This is a genomic window from Enterocloster alcoholdehydrogenati (assembly GCF_013282095.1).
Taxonomy (GTDB): domain Bacteria; phylum Bacillota; class Clostridia; order Lachnospirales; family Lachnospiraceae; genus Enterocloster; species Enterocloster alcoholdehydrogenati.
The window spans coordinates 88,207-108,283 of record NZ_BLTJ01000002.1; the positions used below are offsets into that span (position 1 = coordinate 88,207).

Here is a 20,077-nt window from a genome sequence, read left to right on the forward strand (position 1 = left end):
ATCATACGATACATCCTCCCATTCTTCTACTGTTTTTCCCTCTTTCTTTCATCGATGAGCTTATACAGCTTTCCCAGGGCCTCTTTAATCCCTCCCACCTCATCAATCAGTCCTGCTTCCACCGCCTCTTTTCCTACCAGTACGGTTCCCAGGTCTCTTGTAAGCATCTTTGTGTTGTGCATCAGGGCGAACAGCTGATCATAGGCGATAGCCGAATGATCCGACACAAAGGTCAGAATCCGATCCTGGATCATCTGGAAATATTCGTAAGTCCGCTCAGTTCCGATCACCAGGCCCGTCATACGCACCGGATGGATCATCATGGTGCCCGATGGCACGATGAAAGAATAACCGGATGAGACGGCCAGAGGCACACCGATGGAATGGCTGCCACCTAAGACCAGCGACACCACCGGCAGACTCATGGAGGCAATCATCTCAGCAATGGCAAGGCCCGCGTCCACATCTCCGCCGGACGTATTTAAAAGCACCAGCATCCCATCTATGCTGTCATCATCCTCGATCTGGGCCAGCTTGGGAAGCACATGGTCATAACGGGTACTCTTTGCGGAGCCGGGACTGTTTTCATGCCCCTCCACCTCTCCAATGATGGATAAGAGATGAATCCTGCGCCCTGGGCCGTTTTCCTCCAAGATCATCTGTCCGTATTCCTTTAGCTCTTTATCCTCCTTTTCACGGATATCCCCCTCCGCCTGTTTTACTTCCTGTCTGTTCATACGCAAAAAAGACCGTCCTTTCTGAAAATGTCCCGCGGGAGCCATGAAACCGTTGGCTCCCGCTGTCCTTTCTTCCAGGATAGTCTTTCCTTATTTTACAGCTTTTATTCCTCTTTCTGTTCGCTCCGGGCCACGGGTTAATCCAGCATATTTCGGATCGCCACCGGCGAACGGTAGTTCCATGTGGATATCTTGATCCCGCTCCGCCTGCTGGCCGCATGGACGATCTGGCCATTTCCGATATACATTGCCACATGGTTCACTCTGCCGTTGCTGCCCGCATAGAAAATCAGATCGCCCGGCTTCATATTGGCAGAGGTAACTTTTTTGCCCATCTTGGCCTGAGAGCCGGAGTAATGAGGCAGAGATACGCCGAATTTCTCCATGACTTTCATGGTAAAGCCGGAACAGTCCGCCCCCTTTGTGAGGCTGGTTCCGCCCCAGACATAGGGGTTGCCCACAAACTGCAGGGCATAATTTACCACCTGGGAACGTCGGGAAGCGGAGCCGGAGCTTCCTGAGCCGGAGGATGAACCATCGTCAGCAGGCTTGAACTTGATGGCCTCGTTGATCACATAGCGCACCTCAACGTTATTATCCCTTGTGGAAATATACGCGCTGTCGGATTCACCTCCGTCCTCCTCGTCCACGGAATCCAGATCAATCCTGATCCACCCGTCCGGCGTATTGGGGTCATCTACCACCGGGTATTTCTCATCCTTTACGATCTGGGTCCAGATCTTGGCGTCGGTATTGGGCTCCGTACGGACGTTTAACACATCTGTGCTGATCACCGCCTTTTTGGTGGCGGTCTGCATGGCGATATCCTTAGCCTCCTGACCCGTAGCCGTGTACTGGGGATCGGAAGAAATATAGCCGATGATCGGGCCGGATTTCACCTTATACCATCCGTCTAACGTCTCTAAGATCTCTCCTCCGGCCTTGCTTGTCATCTTTCCGATGATATTTGCATTCCCCTTATCCTCCGGTGAACTGCGGACATTCAGATAGCCGGTCACCTTGGACATAACCAGGTTTTCATACTGATTGATCGCCATGGACTTTTCATCCAGCTTCCGTCCCTCATCCAGAGCATAGCTTACCTGAGCGTATTCCTGTGAAATATAACCGTCTTCGATCTGGATCCAGCCATCCTCCTGGCCCAGCACCTCAAACCGCTGTCCCTCGGATACTGCGCCTACTACATTTTCACTGTTTGTATCATCCGGCGTCTGGCGCACACGCAGGCTTTTGGCTGTGATCACTGCCCGGAGTTTTACATACTCCCTGGCCAGATTTTTTGCATCATCCCCTGTGACCATATACTGGCTGTTGACATAACCCTCGATTCCGCCGGAGCGGATCTTCGTCCAGTCTCCCTCTGTGCCCAGAACCTCGCAGCCTCCCCCGTTAGCTATGGTGCCCAGGATGGTGCCGTCCGTTCCCGGCGTCTCGCGGATATTTACATACCCGGATACCTGGATCAGCCCCAGATTGGTAAAATGGCTCAGCGCCTCCGCCACCTGTGCCTCTGTATCTGCCTCTGCATCCGCCTCTGCCGGCTCTGCCTCGCTGGGAGTTCCCTGCTCCTGGCCGGACGGCCCGCCGCCTGCTCTTCCTGACACCGGCTTTTTAAAATTCTTCACTGCCAGGGCGATAATCCCCGCAGCTGCAATCACTGCCAGGAGCACAAGCAGATATCTGGGATCCATTTTCTGATTGCGTTTCTTTCTCGCCTTGTTCAGGCTGGTTACATAATCCTTATGCTCATGCATATTTTATCTCTCCATCTCAGATTTGATAGCCGTCTGTTCAAGGCAGGACGGCATTTGAATGTACCACGGCTGCTCTGCTTTTCACGGTGCAAATGGCTTAACTGCCCCAAAAAAACAGCCTGTCCTTTTAAGTATATCATAAAGGACAGGCCCAATGGGTTAATTTTTTATGAATTTTTGCGGTAATTTCACCCATTTCCCGGACAAATGAAGGTCAATCAGTCGGCCAGCATCATACGGTCATTGGCAAACTCGCCGCCGCTGGCCTCGGCAAACTTCTGTAAAAGATCGTCTACGGTCAGATTTTTCTTCGCCTCACCCTCCACATCATAAATAATATGACCGTCATACATCATGATCAGACGGTTTCCGATCTGGATGGCATCTTTCATATTGTGGGTAACCATCATGGCTGTCAGTTTCTGTTCCTCCACGATCTCACTGGTCAGATCCAGCACCTTTTTGGCAGTCTGGGGATCCAGCGCCGCAGTGTGCTCATCCAAAAGAAGAAGCTTCGGCTTCTTTAAGGTTGCCATCAGAAGCGTCAGCGCCTGCCTCTGGCCGCCGGATAAAAGCCCTACCTTGGAGGTAAGACGCTCCTCAAGTCCCAGGCCCAGCTTTAAAAGCAGGTCATGGTACAGCTTTCTTTCATGGCCGGTAATGCCGGGCTTTAAGGTACGGCGGCCGCCTCTGCGCAGAGCCAGCGCCAGATTTTCCTCTATCCCCATGGTTGCTACCGTACCGTTCATGGGATCCTGGAACACGCGGCCCAGGAAAGCAGCCCTCTTAAACTCCGGGAGTTTTGTCACATCTCTGCCGTCAATGAGGATCTGACCATCATCTACAGGCCATACGCCTGCCACCGCATTCAGAGTGGTAGACTTACCTGCGCCGTTTCCGCCGATGATGGTCACGAAATCACCGTCCTTTAAAGTGAGGTTTAAATCCTTTAAGGCCTGTTTTTCATTGACTGTTCCCCGGTTAAATGTTTTATTCACATGACGGATCTCTAACATCAGCTCTTACCTCCCTTGGACGTTCCCTTAAAATATTTTCCCTTCCAGGTGGGAACAGCCAGGAAAACAGCCACCACAGCAGCGGAAAGAAGCTTTAACAGATCTGTGTCGATCCCCAGCCAGATCACCACCTGAAGCACCAGATAGTATATGATGGAGCCAAAGGCCACACCCAAAAGACGGAAACCGAAGTTGTGGAACACCTTTCCAAAAACAGCCTCGCCGATGATTACAGCCGCCAGACCGATGACAATGGCTCCGCGGCCCATGTTGATATCCGCAAATCCCTGATACTGGGATAAGAGAGCGCCGCAAAGAGCTACAAGGCCGTTGGAGATCATCAGCCCCAGCACCCGGTTAAAATCCGCGTTGATGCCCTGTGCTCTGGCCATACGGTCATTGCCTCCGGTGGCACGGATGGAACAGCCAAGCTCTGTTCCAAAAAACCAGTAAAGGACAGCAATCAGAAGCAGGATGATCACAGCCACCAGAACAATGCTGTTTTTAAACAAAGGTACATTCCGTATAAAACGCAGAGACACAAGAAGGTCATACTTATCTACATTGATGGCCTGGTTTGCCTTTCCCATGATCTTTAAATTGACGGAATACAGGCCCAATTGGGTCAGGATACCGGAAAGAATGGCCGGTATCCCCATAAAGGTATGGAGTATGCCAGTGCAGAAACCGGCCGCCATACCGGCCAGCGCGGCACATAAAAGGGCCACCCATACATTCTGTCCCGATAACATCATCATAATGCAGACAGCGCCTCCCGTACAGAGGGAACCGTCTACGGTCAGATCCGCAAAATCCAGGATCCGGAATGTCAGGTAAACGCCGATCGCCATAATGCCCCAGATAAGTCCCTGGGCTACGGCACCGGGAAGTGAATTGATCAGACTTATTACACTCATAATGATTCCTCGATTGCTACATAATCATCCGGCACGGTGATCCCAAGTGCGTCACAGATGGTCTTGTTGTATTTCTTCGTAAACTGAGGCGCATACTCGATTGGCATCTCAGATATGTCTGCTTCACCAGTCAGGATCTTTGCAGCCATCTTTCCGGTTGCAACGCCCAGATCGTAATAGCTGATGGAAAGCGTAGCAACGCCGCAGCCGGCGCAGATGCCCTCTTCGCCTGTTACCACGGGGATTCCTGCAGGCTGACAGATATTGTTTACGATCTCTGTGTTGGAGGCAACCGTGTTATCCGTTGGGATGTAGATCACATCGCTCTCATAAGCCGCTTTGGTGACAATGGTGGACAGGTCATTGGAATCGGAAAACGCATAATATTTGCAGGTATATCCCAGTTTTTCCAGAGCCTCCTTTACCGTGTCTACCTGGTACTGGGAATTAGCCTCTGCGGAGCAGTATAAAAGCCCCACATTCTTTCTGTCCGGGAACAGTTCTTTGATCATGGCCGCCTGCTCATCCAAAGGTGCCAGATCGGAGGTGCCGGAAGTATTTCCGCCAACGGTTCCGTTAAAGTCGGAGATGCCAAGAGCCACTCCGTACTCCGTTACTGCGGTTCCCAGTACAGGAATCTCATTGGTGCCTGCCTGAGCAGCCTGTAAGGACGCGGTGGCATTTGCCAGGATCAGGTCTGTATCCTCAGATACAAAGCTGTTTATAATGGTGGAACAGGTGTTGGAATCGCCCTGGGCATTCTGCTCGTCAAATTCCACTCCGTCTTCTCCAAACGCATCAATCAGAGCATCCTTAAAGCCCTGGGTCGCCGCATCCAGAGCCTCATGCTGCACCAGCTGGCAGATTCCTACCTTATATGCAGTTTTTCCGTCTGCTTTTTTTTCTTCTTTTCCCGCTGCACCGGCTGCCTCCGAAGCCGCTTTCACGGTGTCTGCAGCCGCAGTTTCCTTTGCGCCTGTACTGCAGCCGGTCATGGCAGCCGCCATAGCTGCGGCCAATACAAGCGAAAGGATCTTTGCCGTCTTTTTCATAATATTGTCTCCTCTTTTTTGCCCTAAAACTCATCCATTTTCACGGACTTTTTATATCATACTATAAAAAAGAGGGATAGTCAATTTTATTGCTTTAAATTTTTGTGGTTTTAATGTGATAAAGTCGCCAAATCGGCAAATCAGCTTACAGCTCCTCCCATTTTACAGGAATCATAACCGTAAATTCGGTGCCTTTTTCCAGTTCTGAAGTGACCCGTATGGAGCCATGATAAAAATTGACGATATGCTTTACAATGGAAAGCCCCAGTCCCGTGCCGCCCTGCTTGCGGCTGCGCCCCTTGTCCACACGGTAAAACCGCTCAAAGATCCGGTCCAGACTTTCCTGAGGGATCCCTACGCCGTTATCGCGGACCCGGATCACGATATTCTCATCCTGCTCCCGGATATTGACCCATACCTGGCCGCCGGGATGATTGTATTTGACGGCGTTTCCTACAAGGTTGCTTAAAAGTTCCTTCATCTGCTGGGGATTTGCCCGGACGCAAAGAGGCTGGCAGTCTATATGGACGAATACCTGGCTGTCTGCGGCTGCGGGCTTTAGGCTGTCCACAATATCCTCCAGGAGAGGGCTGATCCGCACATCGGATACCAGAACCTCCGCATCCTTGGCCTCCAGGCGGGAAATCATGAGGATATCGTTTATCAGCCCGGCCATGTTGGCGGCCTCCTTCTTGATTCGGCGGATGAAATCCAGCTTCATGGATTCATCCTGGATCATGCCGCTCTCTATCAGTTCCGCATATCCCTGGATGGAGGTAATAGGCGTCTTTAGCTCATGAGAGGCATTGCTGAAAAATTCCTGACGGATATGCTTTTCCTTTTCGATCCGGGACAGATAGTCTTTTACATTTTTTGACATTTCCATGGTAGTTTCCGCAATCACGTTCAGTTCGGGATAGAGGCAGGAACCAAAATGCAGTTCCGTATAATCTCCCTTAACCTTCTGCAGCTCTGTCGCAATGTCCCGCAGAGGTTTTGTGACCGAATCCACAAATCGTTTGGTAAACACAAAGGCACAGGCCAGAGCTGCCAGAAAGCTTATGAGCGCTGCCGGCAAAAGCATGGGCAGATACTCACTGAGTCCTGAATAGGGCACGGAGATCCGAAGGATCATATCAGACCGCGGAGAACGGTATGCCGCATAGAGAAGATGTTTTCTAAGAGTCTCCGAATAGCGTTTTGCATAGCCGATCCCGGAGGAAAGAGCCTCCTGCACCTCTGTCCTGCCAAGATGATTATCCAGCTTCTGGGTGGCTGCATCGGTGTCAAAAACCACTGTGCCGTCAAAGCGGATCAGAGTCACACGGGTATCTTCCGCCCCGGTAAATTCCTCCATCCGCTCCACCTGTCCGTTAAGCCCCGCCTCATCCTCATAGTTCAGGAGGCGGTCAATCATCTCTATGGTATATGTCATATCCTTCGTTGCCATATTCAGGATCATGTGGCTGCTGATCAGATAAAAGATGATACTGTTGATGAACAGCGCCGCCAAAAGAACAAGTATAAATTTCTTCAGTATGGCCCTTCTCATTTTATCTCCTCCTATGTCTCCGGGCGTACCAGACGATAGCCTACCCCACGGACTGTCTTAATGCAGCCGCCGCCGTTTTCCCCCAGTTTCTGACGCAGGGTACGGATATGCATATCCAGAGTCCTTGTCTCGCCGTCGTACTCATAGCCCCAGATCTGATTCAGAAGTTCGTCTCTTGTCACTACCCTGGCCTGATTTTCCAGAAGGTAGACCAGAAGTTCAAATTCCTTTAAGGTCAGTTCGCAGAGGCGGCCGCTGCTGGTAACCTCCCTGGTCTTTTTATTGACGCTGATCCCCTGATAGGAAAGAACGTCTTTATCCTCCTCCCGTTTTACCCGGCGCAGCAGGCTGCGGATCCGGGCGGACAGCTCCAAAACCCCAAACGGCTTTACCATATAGTCGTCTGCCCCGCAGTCTAAGCCCACTACCTTGTCAAGCTCCTTCTCCTTGGCGGTAAGGAGCATGATGGGAAGGCTGTTGGTTCCCTCTGTCTGGCGAATCTGTCGGATGGCCGTCACTCCGTCCATCCCAGGGAGCATCCAGTCAAAGATCGCCAGAGAGGGCCGCTCCTGCCGGATGCGTTCCAGCCCCTCTTCCGCAGTCTCAAAGCCCTCCGCTTCATAGCCAAATCCCTCAAGCGCAATCTTTAAAAGATTTCTGATGTTCTCATCATCCTCTATAATATAAATTTTTTCCATAACGCTCTCTCCTGCCTTTTCCCTTGTACCGGCTGTCTGCCGTTTGATTTTCATGTAAACAGCATACCAAAAACAAGTAAAATCCGAACCAATCGAATGTAAAAAGTGTGTAAAATTTTACATTCTGTCCTACTCAGTCTATACCGGCAGGAAGAATCTGTCAACTGCCGCCAGGAAACGGCGGGATATTCTCTAAAGAAAAATCCCCGGCCAGCCTTCGGTCGGGGATTTCTGATCTGATACATATTATTCGCTTCTTAAAGCATCAATGGGATTTAAGTTTGCCGCACGGCTGGCAGGCATATAGCCAAAGAGCAGGCCGATTCCTACGGATACGCTAAATGAGATCACGATCGCCGAAAGCGTAGGCGTAGCCGAAATGCCTATGGCTGCTCCCACCACAGTAGTGGCAATACAGCCAATGAGGATACCTATGACGCCGCCTAAGGAACTGGTCACAGCCGCTTCTATGACGAACTGCTGCATGATCGTTCCTTTATCCGCACCCAGGGATTTGCGGATACCGATTTCCCTGGTCCGCTCCGTTACTGATACCAGCATGATGTTCATAACGCCCACACCAGCTACCAAAAGGGAGATGCCTGCGATACCGCCCAGCATACCGCTCATCATGGCGATCTGCTCATTTAAGGAGTCCAGCATCTCGCTCATGGCTGTCACTCTGTAAAGGTCATCATCCTTAAAGATATCATAAAGGAAACTTTCAAGCAGGGTTTTTGCCTCCTCCGCATTGTCCGTATCCGATACCGTAAAGGTATAGCTGTTGATATTTGCGCTTTTTGCCAGGCTGGTAGCCGTGGTATAGGGCAGCCATACAAAGTCGTCGGTGCCGCCGTCCTCCATATCGTCCTCATCCTGAACCTCCACTACGCCCACCACCTTGTAGGCGTAACCGCCAATCTTAAGCGTTTCGTCTATGGCCTTATCTGCGCTTCCGAACAGTTCCTGTGCCACATACGCTCCGATGACGCAGACCTTCTGTCGGGAAACAATATCTGAGTATGTGATGTTGCGCCCCAGCTGCAGGTCATAGTCCTTGATGTCCAGATACTGTTCACTGCGTCCGGCCACGCTGGTAGAGGTCATGGAATCATTTCCCTTTTTAATGGTAGTGGAAATGGTCACGTTGGGGCTGATGCCGTCAAACAGATCTGTATGTTCATCATAAAACTGGTACATCTCATCCACACTCACCGTCCGTGAAGTCAGATTGGTCACGTTTACATTGATCTGATTCACCCCCATGCTGGCAAAGCTTTCCACGATGCTTCCCATATAGCCGTTTACAAGGCTGACCAGGATAATGACCGCGGCCACACCGATGATAATGCCCAGCATGGTAAGAAAGGACCGCATCTTGTTTCCCCATATGCTTTTGATAGCCAGTTTAAAGGATTGCAGCATAGTCTTTTACATCTCCGTCAAATATTTTATGGCCATCCGCAATACGGATCACCCGCTTTGCCTCCAGGGCAATGGAATTGTCATGGGTGATCATGACAATGGTGTTGCCTTCTTCATTGATCTGTTTCAGGAAATTAAGCACCTCCCGGCTGGTTCTTGAATCCAGCGCGCCGGTAGGCTCGTCAGCCAGGATCAAAGACGGGTCTCCTGCCAGTGCTCTGGCAATGGAGACACGCTGCTGCTGACCGCCGGAAAGCTGATTGGGGAGATTCTTCCATTTTTCAGCCAGCCCTACCTTTTCCAAGGAGGCCAGCGCCCGCTTCTTTCGCTCTTCTGCGCTCACTCCCGCATAGAGCAGGGGCAGTTCTACATTTTCCAGAAGGTTTAACTTTGGAAGCAGGTTATACTGCTGGAAAATAAAGCCGATCATCCGGTTGCGGATTCTGGCGAGCTGCTTATCCGCCATCTTGCTCACATCCTCGCCTCCCAGATAATACTCGCCCAAAGTCGGCACATCCAGAGCGCCAATGATGTTCATCAGGGTGGACTTACCGCTTCCTGACTTTCCCACAATGGCTACAAACTCGCCTTTGTGGATGGAAATATTCACATCGTCGCTGGCCCGAACTTCTTCTCCGCCCAGATAGTAGATCTTGGATATATGTTTCAGTTCAATCAGAGGATGCGTCTCCTCTGCCGGTCTGTTCGTCTCGTCCATAGAGCTTCCTTTCTAAATCATTATGTCCGCCAAAAGCACTGACGTTTTAAGAAGGCGCCCGCTTAGCGCGGGCCTCCCCCTCCGCCGCCTCCGGGACCGCCGCCTGGGCCGCCGCCTCCGGGACCGCCGCCCATTCCGCCTGCGGGCATCATCATGGATGTACTGCTGCTGGTGCTGGATTCAGCCACATAGACCGTATCTCCCTCAGATAAGCCGCTCTTTATCTCCACATAGGAATCGTTGGTAAGGCCAGTCTCTACCTCTACCGCCCGGAAGCCTGCCGGTACTGCACCCTGCTGCTCCTTGACCGTATCGTCCTTTACATAAACCTGGTTTCCTCTCATCAGCGCATCTACCGGGATAGTCAGAACATCATCTGCCTGATCCAGGGTAATCACTCCGTCCACATTCATACCGGGAAGAAGATCTCCCACCTCATCCATGGTAACTGTAACCGGATAGGTGCTGACGCCGTTGGAATAGGTACTCTCCAGACTCACATTGGTCACGGTTCCGGAGAAGGTCTGCCCCTCATATGCGTCCGCAGTAACCGTCACCTTCTGCCCCACCTTTACATTCTGGATATCCAGCTCGTCGATGGACATTTCAAAAGTCAGGCTGGACAGGTCATAAATAGTGGCAAGAACTGTGGTGCTGCTGGAATTTTTTGTAATATTATCTCCCACCTTATAGGTCTTTGTGATGACCTGACCGGAAATAGGGGCTGTGATCGTATAGTTGTCATAACTGTCCTGGGTGCTTTCAAGCTTGCTCTGAGCAGACTCCACGCTTTCCTGCGCCTTATCCAGACTATCCTTATAGCTCTGGATGAGCTTATCCGCCGTCTTAGAGGTCATGCGAAACAGCGGCGTACCCTTTGTCACATAGTCGCCTTCATTTACAAGCACTGCCTCTACCTCCACGCTGGTGGCAAGATCCGCCTCCATGGTGGTGTCCACAGATGCCTCAAACACGCCTTCTTCGCTTCCGATCCAGTCGCCTACCTGTGCTGAGGCTTTGGAAGAGGTGGTAAGACCGCCGGGGTTATTGACCGTAAATGTCACATAGCGCACCAGACGACCGCCGGAAAGCGTCTCCTCCCGGTTGGCAACTGCCTTTACCGTAGCAGCCACCTGCTCGCCGGAGTCTACTAATGTCAGCGTAGCCGCGCTCCCTGCAGTGATCTGAGCAGCCTCTGCAGAGAGGAAGGGAATACGGATCTCCATCACATCATCACTGTAAAGATCTGCCAGCTTTGTGTTGCCGCTTACCTTATTCCCGGCGCTGATATAAAGTTCCTTAATATAGCCGGATTCCGTGGCTTTGTATGTATTTCCGCTGTAATCGCTTACTGCCTGGTTATAATCCTCTAACGCCTCAGAATAGGAATTCTGGGACCGGGTCAGGGAATTTTCCGCGCTTGTCAGTTCGGTGTCCATGCTGGATTTGTCGATCTCATAGAGAACCTGTCCTTTTTCTACCTGATCACCCTCCTCAAAATTAGCGGAAACAACCTCTCCCTCTACCATGGAGGTAATGCTGTAGGTGTCCTTTGCTGCCAGGGTGCCGGAGGAAGACAGTTCTGAGGTAATGCTGCGTTTTTCCACCGTGGCTGTATTATGGCTCTCTGCTTCGGCCGCCGCGGCCTTTGCTTTCTTATTCTTCCATACCATAAGTCCTGTAAGCGCGGCTGCCAGGATCAGTAGGATCACAATGATGCGGACCCATTTTTTCTTCTTTTTCATCCTTTCTCCCCCTTAATATTCAATGGCGTCTACGGCAGTATAGGTGCTTCCGCTGCGGTTACATACAAGAACGACGTCGTCTCCTACCTCCAGGTCTCCATAAATAGAGAACATATACTGGAGTTCCGAGGAATCCAGGCTGATATTTAAATAGCCGTCTGAGTCCACATCTTCACTGGTATCAAAGTCATCGTCTGAATTAGCCTCATCCACATCAATGCGCACAGAGGTGGGCGTCATTACATCCGTAGACTGATAATAGATGTTTTTAATCTCGCCCTTGATAAGCACATATGTATTGTTGCCGGAGTCATCCTTTGTATCCCATCCTGTAGTCGTATAAGCCCAGATCGTCTTGGACTTTACGTTGTAGTACAGCACTGCAAAGCCTGCCTGCTGCTGGGAGGCTTTCACCGCCGCCAGGGTGCTTTCCACGCCATTTAGGAACACATTGGCATCCTCAGTATCAAAGGGAACAGACTGGGCTACACTGAAATTCTTGTGAACCAGAATCGGCCCTTTCCGTTCATCATCCAGAATGGTGATTGGATTGATCTCCCCATCGGAATTAAGTTCACAGTCCAGCACCGTTCCGTATATCTCATTGCTGTCCTTTTTCTTGGTCTTTAGCAGATTATAGAAAATATTCATGCAGTCTGTCTCTGTCAGAGTATCGTCGGCCTGACGGCTTACATCTTCGTTCAGCTCCAGATAATTAAACTTTGAAATGCGGGAACTTGTCAAATCACCTGTAAAGTCTTCGTCCGTATAGCCTAAGATCGTAAGCACCGCCTTTACCGCGTCCTTATAGGTAATGGGATCATCCGGTTTAAAATTCCCGCCCAGATATCCGCTCATCCAGCCCTGGGAGGCCGCCACGCGGATATAGACTGCATTGGGGTCGTCTGCAGCCACATCCGCATAGACGGATGCATTGGAGGAAGGAAGATTTTCACGATAGCTGGATGCCTTAACCAGCATCTTTGCAAAATCTGCGCGGGTCACTTCCCCGCGAAAGCTGGAGATCTCCATGATCCCGGTCAGCTTTACTACCTTCTGACGCAGGTTGAAGTTAGCTGTGGAAATATTGTCAGCCCATGCGGTAAGGGACATCACAGGCGAAAGGGCAGCCGCTGCTGCCAGAGAGCCGCAGATCAGGCGGCCGTGCGCTCTTGAACGTTTCATAACTGGCAAACTCCTCTTTGAATAATGATACACTCTAATGATTATATGCCACTCAATATATCATTGGTTTGTGTCAATTTTGTGTTTTGTCTTTGTATTTTTATAAAAACAATACAGCCCTCTGCCAATATCTTCCAGGCAGAAGGCTGTGTCCTCTGTTTTCTGTTTTACATAAGCGGTGCAATCAGGCGCAGAAGCCGCCCCACCTTGCGTCCCACCCAATGATAGCGGCGGCAGGTCTCTAATGTGACAGGAATACATTTTTTCAGAGTAGCGTGGTAATCCTTACAGATAGCTTCAATAACCTGGTTTTGGTACAGGAAAACGCCGCATTCAAAATGAAGATACAGGCTTCGGAAGTCCAGGTTGATGGTTCCCACTGCCGCCTTCTCATCATCACTGACAAATACCTTTGCATGGACAAAACCCGGCTCATACTCAAAGATCTGCACTCCTGCCTTCAACAGCTCCGGATAATACGTCCTTGCCAAAAGATAGGCGTATTTTTTATCCGGTATATGAGGCATAATAATCTTTACGTCCACTCCCCGCTTAGCTGCGTACTGCAGGGCATCCTTCATGCCGTCGTCCAGAATCAGATACGGCGTCATAATATGGACGTACCTTGTGGCCTGGTTTAACATATCCAGATACACCTGCTCTCCCACCTGTTCTTTATCAAAGGGGCTGTCGCCGTAGGGGATGATATACCCCTGGGGGCTCTGTCCGGGAAGAAACGGAAGGTCTGAGGGCGGCAGGTATTTCTCATATTCCTCCTCCCGCTGCTCAGTCACATCCCACATCTGAAGAAACATCATGGTAAAGCTCTTTACACTGTCGCCCTTTATCATCACTGCCGTATCCTTCCAGTGGCCGAACCGCACCTTTCGGTTGATGTACTCATCCGCCAGATTCACACCTCCAGTAAAGGCTGTGTGGCCATCGATGACGGCGATCTTTCTATGATCCCTGTAATTCTGGTGGGTAGAAAGCACCGGGCGGATGGGAGAAAACATTTTGCAGCGGATCCCCTTTCGCTCCAGCGTTCGGGGATAATGGAACGGCAGAAGCATCAGACAGCACATACCGTCATACATCACCCGAACCTCGACTCCCGCCCCGGCTTTTTCCTCCAGGACTTTCATGATCTCATCCCACATATACCCCCGGTCAATGATAAAAAACTCCATAAAAATGAACTTTTGGGCCCCCTTGAGTTCTTCCATGAGCCGCTCAAACATATCCTCTCCCAGCGGAAAATATTCTGCGTATGTATTTTTATACACCGGGAAACCGGCTGTGCGGCCCAGATAGTCCACCAGCCCGGCCATACGCCCGTCGCAAGCCTTTAATTCTTCGCGCACTTCTTTGTTCTGCCCCAGATAGGGCCATGTTTTAGCCGAGGAGTTTTTAAGCCGCCTGGCCAGGTCTTTCGTCTGGAACTGCATCTGGACGAAAATATACAAAAGCACCCCGAATACAGGGATCACCAGCACAGGGATGATCCAGGCCATCTTAAAGCTGGAGTCAATAGGCTCATTTAAAATGGCGATCACCGCCGCCGCGCTTAAGAGGATACAGAGAATATAAAAATAGTGGAGATGCCCATTTAAAATGCGGAACGCCTCCACAAACACCCACATCTGCAGCGCCAGTCCCAGGATCACAAAGGCAGTTCGCCCGAAAACGATCCGAAACAGGCTTCTTAGTTTTTTCTTCATAGGTCTGTTCTTCCTCCGCCGTAAAACAAAATATACGGTCCAGCCGCATTTCCAGGCTGAACCGCATATTATTATCGCATATTTTCCAGGTCTTTTCAAGAGATCACTGAGAGTCCATTTTCTTAATATCCATATCCTTTGGAAGGATCAGGCTTAAGAGAATGGAGACCACAAACACCACTGCCACTACATTGGCGGAAAATACCGACTGGATCACAGGCGGAAATATCTCCCAGATTCCTGCCTCGCTGGCTGTGGTAAAGCCGATGCCGATGGACAAGGACAGTGCCGCAATGGTGATATTTCTCTGGGAAAAGCCGCAGTCCGCCACCATCTGGATGCCGGAGGTCAGGATCGTTCCAAACATCATGATAGTACAGCCTCCAAGCACCGCATCCGGCAGGGAAGCAAAGAAATTGCCCACTGGCGGAAGGAGTCCTGCAAGGATCATACAGGCTGCGCCCGTCATAATCGTAAAACGGTTGACTACCTTTGTCATATTGATCAGACCTACGTTCTGTGAGAAGGAAGTCACTGGAGGACAGCCAAAGAGACCAGAGATAAAGGAACCATAGCCGTCGCATCCCAAAGAACCGGAGATTTCCTCTCCTGTGATGGTTCGGTTTAAGCCGCCCGCTACCAGAGCCGAGGTGTCGCCGATGGTTTCCGCCGCAGATACCAGGAAAATAATGCAGGCGGAAAGGATGGCTCCCGGATGAAACTCCGGCTTAAAGGGCATAAAGTGAGGAAGGGAAACAATACCGCCGGACAGGATCATGGACAGATCTACCTTCCCCATTACAATGGCCAGGATATAGCCCACCACCAGGCCCGCCAGTACGGACAGCTGCTTTAAATACCCCCTGGCCAGGATATTCCACAAAAGACAGGTGGCAAGCGTCACCGAACCCAGGATCAGGTTCTGGGCTGAACCGAAATCATCATTATAACCGCCTCCAAAGGATCTTGCGCCTACGGTAAAAAGCGAAAAACCGATTGCGGTTACCACTGAGGCCGCCACGATAGGCGTAATGATCTTTCTCCAGTATTTTGCCAGAAGCCCCAGCGTCCCCTCAAACAGACCGCCTGCCAGCACGGCTCCCACGACGGCCGGATAGCCGTAATTGGCGGAAATGGCGCTGAGCACCGTTACGAAGGTAAAGCTGACGCCCATGACCACCGGCAGCTTCGAGCCGACGCGCCAGATGGGATACAGCTGGATCAGGGTGGCGATCCCTGCCACAAACATGGCATTCTGCAAAAGCATACCCAGCTGCGCCGGCGTCAGAGGCGTCCTGGACGCCCCTGCAATGATGGTGATGGGAGCCAGATTCGATACGAACATGGCCAGAATATGCTGCAGTCCGAAGGGGATCGCCTTTGTGATCGGCACCCGTCCCTCCAGCCTGTATATGTTGTTGATGCTGCAGTCCGCTGCATTTACTGCTGTTTTCGTTGTATTCCCCATAACTTTTACTGCCTCCATTTTCTTTATGACGGTAAGCGCGGGTGCATTTCCCCCAAAATGCGCCCGGTCACAGACCTGTTTTTGCAGCTACGCCTCCTGGTGCGTGGTCTGATAGACTTCTTCCACGATCCGCTCCATGGCGTTTAGGATGTTCTCATAACCGGTACACCGGCACAGATGGCCTGAGATCAGCTTTTTGAGTTCCTCCCTGTTATATTTTTTTCCGGTTCCCACAATCTCCACCGCACTCATAATCAGGCCAGGCGTGCAGAAACCGCATTGAACCGCCGCCTCCTCGATAAAAGCCCGCTGAATAGGAGAAAGCTCGCCGTTTGGCCCCTTTAGGCCCTCTACTGTCATGACGCTTTTTCCGTCGGCCCACATGGTAAGATAGATACAGCTGTCAATGGCCTCTCCGTTTACAAGCACCGTACAGGCTCCGCATTCGCCGACCTCGCACCCCTTTTTCACGGAAGTCAGCCCCAGACGCAGGCGCAGGGTATCCAAAAGAGACTCTCTCTCATCCACTGCCAGCTCCTGCTCTTTTCCGTTTACCTTCATATGTATGATCTTAAGCATTGCAATTACCTCCTGCTCTCCTGATGGATTCTGTCAGCGCCCGCTTTGCTAACTCCTCAATAAGCTGTAAGCGAAACTCCCTGGACGCTCTCCAGGAGGAACGGGGATTTACCTCCGTCAAAGCTGTTTTTGCAAACTGCTCAAGGGCCTCCTTGTCGTCCACTCCCGCTCCTTTTAATATCTCTTCCGCCTTCCGGCAGCGTAGAGGCGTAGGCCCTGCCACGCCGTAGCCCAGGCGCACATCCTCGATCACCCTCTTATCCTCAGACAGCTTTACCCGCACCGCACAGCCCAGGGTCGCAATCTCCATGGCTTTTCTCTTTCCATACTTTATATACTGCCCATACCAGCCTTCATAGTTCTCCTTACGAATGATAAAACCGGTGCAGACTTCCTCCCGCTCTCTCACCGTCCGTCCTGGCCCGGTGTAAAATTCACAGATGGGAACCGTTCTCTCTCCCTGCGGCCCTGACAAGAGGATCAGCGCATCTAAGGCCCACATGGTAGAGGCGGAATCGGCAGAGGTAGCGCCGTTGCAGATATTTCCGCCGATAGTGCCGGTATTGCGGATCTGGGGGCCGCCCACCATATCCACCGCTTCTCCCAGCATGGGGACCAGCCTCTGAATGAGAGGATCGTTTGTAATGTGAGAAAATGACGTTGCTGCGCCGATCCAGAGATCGCCGTTTTCAAGGAGCCTTACCCCCTTAAGCTCCGGGATATTGTGGATGGAAACCAGGGCTTTTCCCGCATCCTTCCCCTCTCTTATGCGGATCAGTACATCGGTGCCGCCGCTGATTACCTCTGCATCCGGCTCCTTTACCAGAGCCTGCACCGCATCCTGTACATCTCTTGCCTCATAAAATGATTTTATATCAAACATACCGTTTGTCTCCTTCCTTCTCAGATAAGTCCCTTTTCTTTGAATTTCCCGATCAGCCTCTGGGCCGTCATGGGAGCCGTGTTCATGGAAACGCCCGTTGCATGAAGGATGGCATTGCGGATGGCCGGAGCTACCGGAATTGCCGGCGGCTCTCCCAGAGCCTTATTTCCATAAGGGCCGGTCGGATCGTCTAACTGAATAAACTCCACGTGGAGATCCGGGGCATCCATGGCCGTTGGGATCTTGTAATCCAGAAGGTTGTTGTTTAAAGGCTTTCCTGTCTTTTCGTCTACCAAAAGTTCCTCAGAGAGGCCAAAGCCAAGGCTCATGCTCATGCCGCCGTGTACCTGGCCTGCGGCCGTCTTTGGATTGATCAGGATACCGGAATCGTGAACATTTACGATATCCTTTACGGTCACAAGCCCCAGAGGCATATCTACCTCAACGTCCACAAAGCAGCAGCCGGAAGCAAAGGTATTGTCTCTGCACTGGTTGGTCGTCTCAGCGGTGATATGGACAGAGCGGTCCAGGGAATAGAAGGCGGTATCCGCCACCACTGCCACGTCAAAGAGCACCGGATCGCCGCCGGTAACCACAATCTGACTATCCGCAATATCCAGCATATCCCATGTGATCTCATCCTGCTCTGTGAGTCCCAGTACATGGCGTACCTTCCCTGCTGCCTCCTTTACCACATCGGAATAAACCGTCTTTGAAAGGTCAGTCACATCATGGTTCAGCATATAGGCGGCGTATTCCAGCACCTTATGGCGGAACTCGCGGGCGCATTTTTTGCAGGCCATACCGGATACATAGGTCTGGCGGGACGCATAAGCGCCAGTGTCGAAGGGGGTCACATCCGTGTCCTGGGTGGAATTGATGTATACCCGGTCCAGGGAAATCCCTGTGGTTTCTGCGGCCATCTGGGAAAATACCGTATCTGCGCCCTGTCCGATCTCCGTAGCTCCCATGGACAGCTGAATAGAACCGTCCTGGTTTAATGTAATGCGTGAGGAGGCTGTCTCAAGTGAGATCGGATATACGCCTGTCTTATAGATGAAAACAGCCATTCCCACACCGCGCCTTACAGGACCGGTCTGGTTTTTATAGGCCTCTCTCTTCTCATCCCAGCGAATGTACTCCCGCCCCTTTTTTATGCACTCCTTTAAACCATATGTATGAAAGGAAATGCCGTTGGCGGGATCAACAAACCCATCGTCCACACAGTTTTTTAAGCGGAATTCGCATGGATCCATGTCAATGGCTACCGCCATATCCTCAGTGAGACATTCCGCAAACCAGTCCGCCTGCGGAATGCCGTAGCCTCTCATGGCGCCTGCCGTAGGCGAAGAGGTATAGACCGTCCAGCAGTCCACCTCCGCTCCCAGGCGGTCTCTGTAGAGATCTTTAAATACGTTTCCGCAGTTGGCGCAGATGGCGTGGCCGTGAGACGCATATGCGCCGTTATTTGCAAATGCCTCCAGCTGTCTTGCAAGGATCCTGCCGTCCCTTGTAACAATACCTCTGCATTTCCCTTCGATAGCGTGACGGGTACGGGTGCCGGAGATAGTCTCCTCGCGGCTGATCTCCATGCGGACCGCTCTTCCGCCCACACAGATGGAGAGAAAGGCGTTTAAAGGTTCATAAAGAACATCCTGCTTGTTGCCGAAACCACCGCCGATATAGGGCTTGATTACCCGTACCTTTCCTACCGGGATTCCCAGGGCCTGAGCCGTAACGCGTCGGACAATATGGGGCAGCTGGGTGGATGAGACGATGGTTGCCTTGCCGTTTGTATCCACATAAGCCCAGGAAACAGGAAGTTCAATGTGGCAGTGGGAAATTCTGGGAGTATCATAGGTCTCGTCAATTTCCACCAGCCCTTCCTCCCCATATTCTTCCAGCGCCTTTTTTCTTCCTTCCTCATAGGTAAAATCGGACGGCCCCATAGTCATATGGGAATGGACGATGACATTATCACTGCGGATATCCGGATGCAAGGGAGCTGCCCCCGGCTTTAATGCGGCCTCTACGGTGACAATAGGTTCATATTCCTCATACTCTGCCTTTACCAGACGGGCTGCCTGCGCTGCTGCAACCTCATTCTCAGCCACTACCGCTGCAATGTCGTCGCCGTACAGGCGCACTCTCTGGTTTAAAAGCTTCCGGTCGCGGATATCCTGGTGCTTTACCTCCACGCTCCAGGGATGGCCTGCGGTAGGGAACTGGATATCCGGCACATCAAAGCAGGTGATGATCTTTACCACCCCCGGCACCTTTAACGCTTCGCTTAAATCAAAGCTCTTTACAAGGCCGTTTGCAATGGTTGAATGAACCACCTTTCCGTGAAGGATGTCTCTGGGTTCCAGATCCGCGGTGTACTTTGCCTCGCCGGTCACTTTTCCAAGGGCATCCACCCGGTTGATTTCCTGACCAACAACTTTCATTGTATTTCCTCCTTACTCCTTTACGCCTGTTTCCTGCCTGGAACGGCCGACACCTCCAGATAGACCATCAGCCCTTTTTTTCTCCCAAAGTTTATACGGACGAGGTTCCTGAAACACAGAAACTGCCGCCCGGCATCCATTCACGTTTTCTTAACACTT

General features: G+C 51.4%; 16 protein-coding genes. All 16 read right to left on the minus strand.

What is annotated here, in order from left to right:
• Positions 1-26: 26 nt before the first annotated feature.
• The 16 genes from HW447_RS02825 to xdhA all read right to left on the minus strand — a co-directional run bounded on the left by HW447_RS02825 (position 27) and on the right by xdhA (position 19,918).
• Complete coding sequence (locus HW447_RS02825) at positions 27-737, minus strand: ClpP family protease (protein WP_330588961.1); 711 nt, start codon at positions 735-737, stop codon at positions 27-29.
• Between the two features lie 137 nt (positions 738-874).
• Entirely contained in the window at positions 875-2,512 is a 1,638-nt protein-coding gene (locus HW447_RS02830) for a C40 family peptidase (protein WP_176253822.1), read from the minus strand.
• A 218-nt stretch (positions 2,513-2,730) separates the two neighbouring features.
• Positions 2,731-3,528 carry an ABC transporter ATP-binding protein gene (locus tag HW447_RS02835; RefSeq protein ID WP_176253823.1) on the minus strand — a complete coding sequence of 266 codons (798 nt, stop codon included), beginning with the start codon at positions 3,526-3,528 and terminating at the stop codon, positions 2,731-2,733.
• Positions 3,528-4,445 (minus strand): ABC transporter permease, encoded by a 918-nt coding sequence (locus tag HW447_RS02840; protein ID WP_176253824.1) that lies wholly within the window; start codon positions 4,443-4,445, stop codon positions 3,528-3,530. Before HW447_RS02840 ends, HW447_RS02835 begins: the two co-directional genes overlap by 1 nt.
• Positions 4,442-5,497, minus strand: coding sequence for an ABC transporter substrate-binding protein (locus HW447_RS02845; protein ID WP_176253825.1), 1,056 nt, complete (start codon positions 5,495-5,497; stop codon positions 4,442-4,444). Before HW447_RS02845 ends, HW447_RS02840 begins: the two co-directional genes overlap by 4 nt.
• A gap of 145 nt (positions 5,498-5,642) precedes the next feature.
• Positions 5,643-7,049, minus strand: coding sequence for a sensor histidine kinase (locus HW447_RS02850; protein WP_176253826.1), 1,407 nt, complete (start codon positions 7,047-7,049; stop codon positions 5,643-5,645).
• 11 nt (positions 7,050-7,060) lie between these two features.
• Positions 7,061-7,747 carry a response regulator transcription factor gene (locus tag HW447_RS02855; protein ID WP_176253827.1) on the minus strand — a complete coding sequence of 229 codons (687 nt, stop codon included), beginning with the start codon at positions 7,745-7,747 and terminating at the stop codon, positions 7,061-7,063.
• Between the two features lie 246 nt (positions 7,748-7,993).
• Positions 7,994-9,172, minus strand: coding sequence for an ABC transporter permease (locus HW447_RS02860; protein ID WP_176253828.1), 1,179 nt, complete (start codon positions 9,170-9,172; stop codon positions 7,994-7,996).
• Positions 9,156-9,890 carry an ABC transporter ATP-binding protein gene (locus HW447_RS02865; protein WP_176253829.1) on the minus strand — a complete coding sequence of 245 codons (735 nt, stop codon included), beginning with the start codon at positions 9,888-9,890 and terminating at the stop codon, positions 9,156-9,158. Before HW447_RS02865 ends, HW447_RS02860 begins: the two co-directional genes overlap by 17 nt.
• Positions 9,891-9,952: 62 nt before the next feature.
• Positions 9,953-11,635: an efflux RND transporter periplasmic adaptor subunit gene (locus HW447_RS02870; protein WP_176253830.1), complete on the minus strand. Its 1,683-nt coding sequence runs from the start codon at positions 11,633-11,635 to the stop codon at positions 9,953-9,955.
• A 12-nt stretch (positions 11,636-11,647) separates the two neighbouring features.
• Positions 11,648-12,820 (minus strand): S-layer homology domain-containing protein, encoded by a 1,173-nt coding sequence (locus tag HW447_RS02875; RefSeq protein ID WP_176253831.1) that lies wholly within the window; start codon positions 12,818-12,820, stop codon positions 11,648-11,650.
• A gap of 167 nt (positions 12,821-12,987) precedes the next feature.
• Positions 12,988-14,541: a cardiolipin synthase gene (gene cls / locus HW447_RS02880; protein WP_176253832.1), complete on the minus strand. Its 1,554-nt coding sequence runs from the start codon at positions 14,539-14,541 to the stop codon at positions 12,988-12,990.
• 103 nt (positions 14,542-14,644) lie between these two features.
• Positions 14,645-16,009 carry a uracil-xanthine permease family protein gene (locus HW447_RS02885; RefSeq protein WP_176253833.1) on the minus strand — a complete coding sequence of 455 codons (1,365 nt, stop codon included), beginning with the start codon at positions 16,007-16,009 and terminating at the stop codon, positions 14,645-14,647.
• Positions 16,010-16,096: 87 nt separating this feature from the next.
• Positions 16,097-16,588, minus strand: coding sequence for a xanthine dehydrogenase subunit XdhC (xdhC, locus tag HW447_RS02890; RefSeq protein ID WP_176253834.1), 492 nt, complete (start codon positions 16,586-16,588; stop codon positions 16,097-16,099).
• Positions 16,581-17,471, minus strand: a complete 891-nt coding sequence (gene xdhB / locus HW447_RS02895; RefSeq protein WP_176253835.1) for a xanthine dehydrogenase subunit XdhB — start codon at positions 17,469-17,471, stop codon at positions 16,581-16,583. Before xdhB ends, xdhC begins: the two co-directional genes overlap by 8 nt.
• Positions 17,472-17,491: 20 nt before the next feature.
• Positions 17,492-19,918 (minus strand): xanthine dehydrogenase subunit XdhA, encoded by a 2,427-nt coding sequence (xdhA, locus tag HW447_RS02900; protein ID WP_176253836.1) that lies wholly within the window; start codon positions 19,916-19,918, stop codon positions 17,492-17,494.
• Positions 19,919-20,077 lie beyond the last annotated feature (159 nt).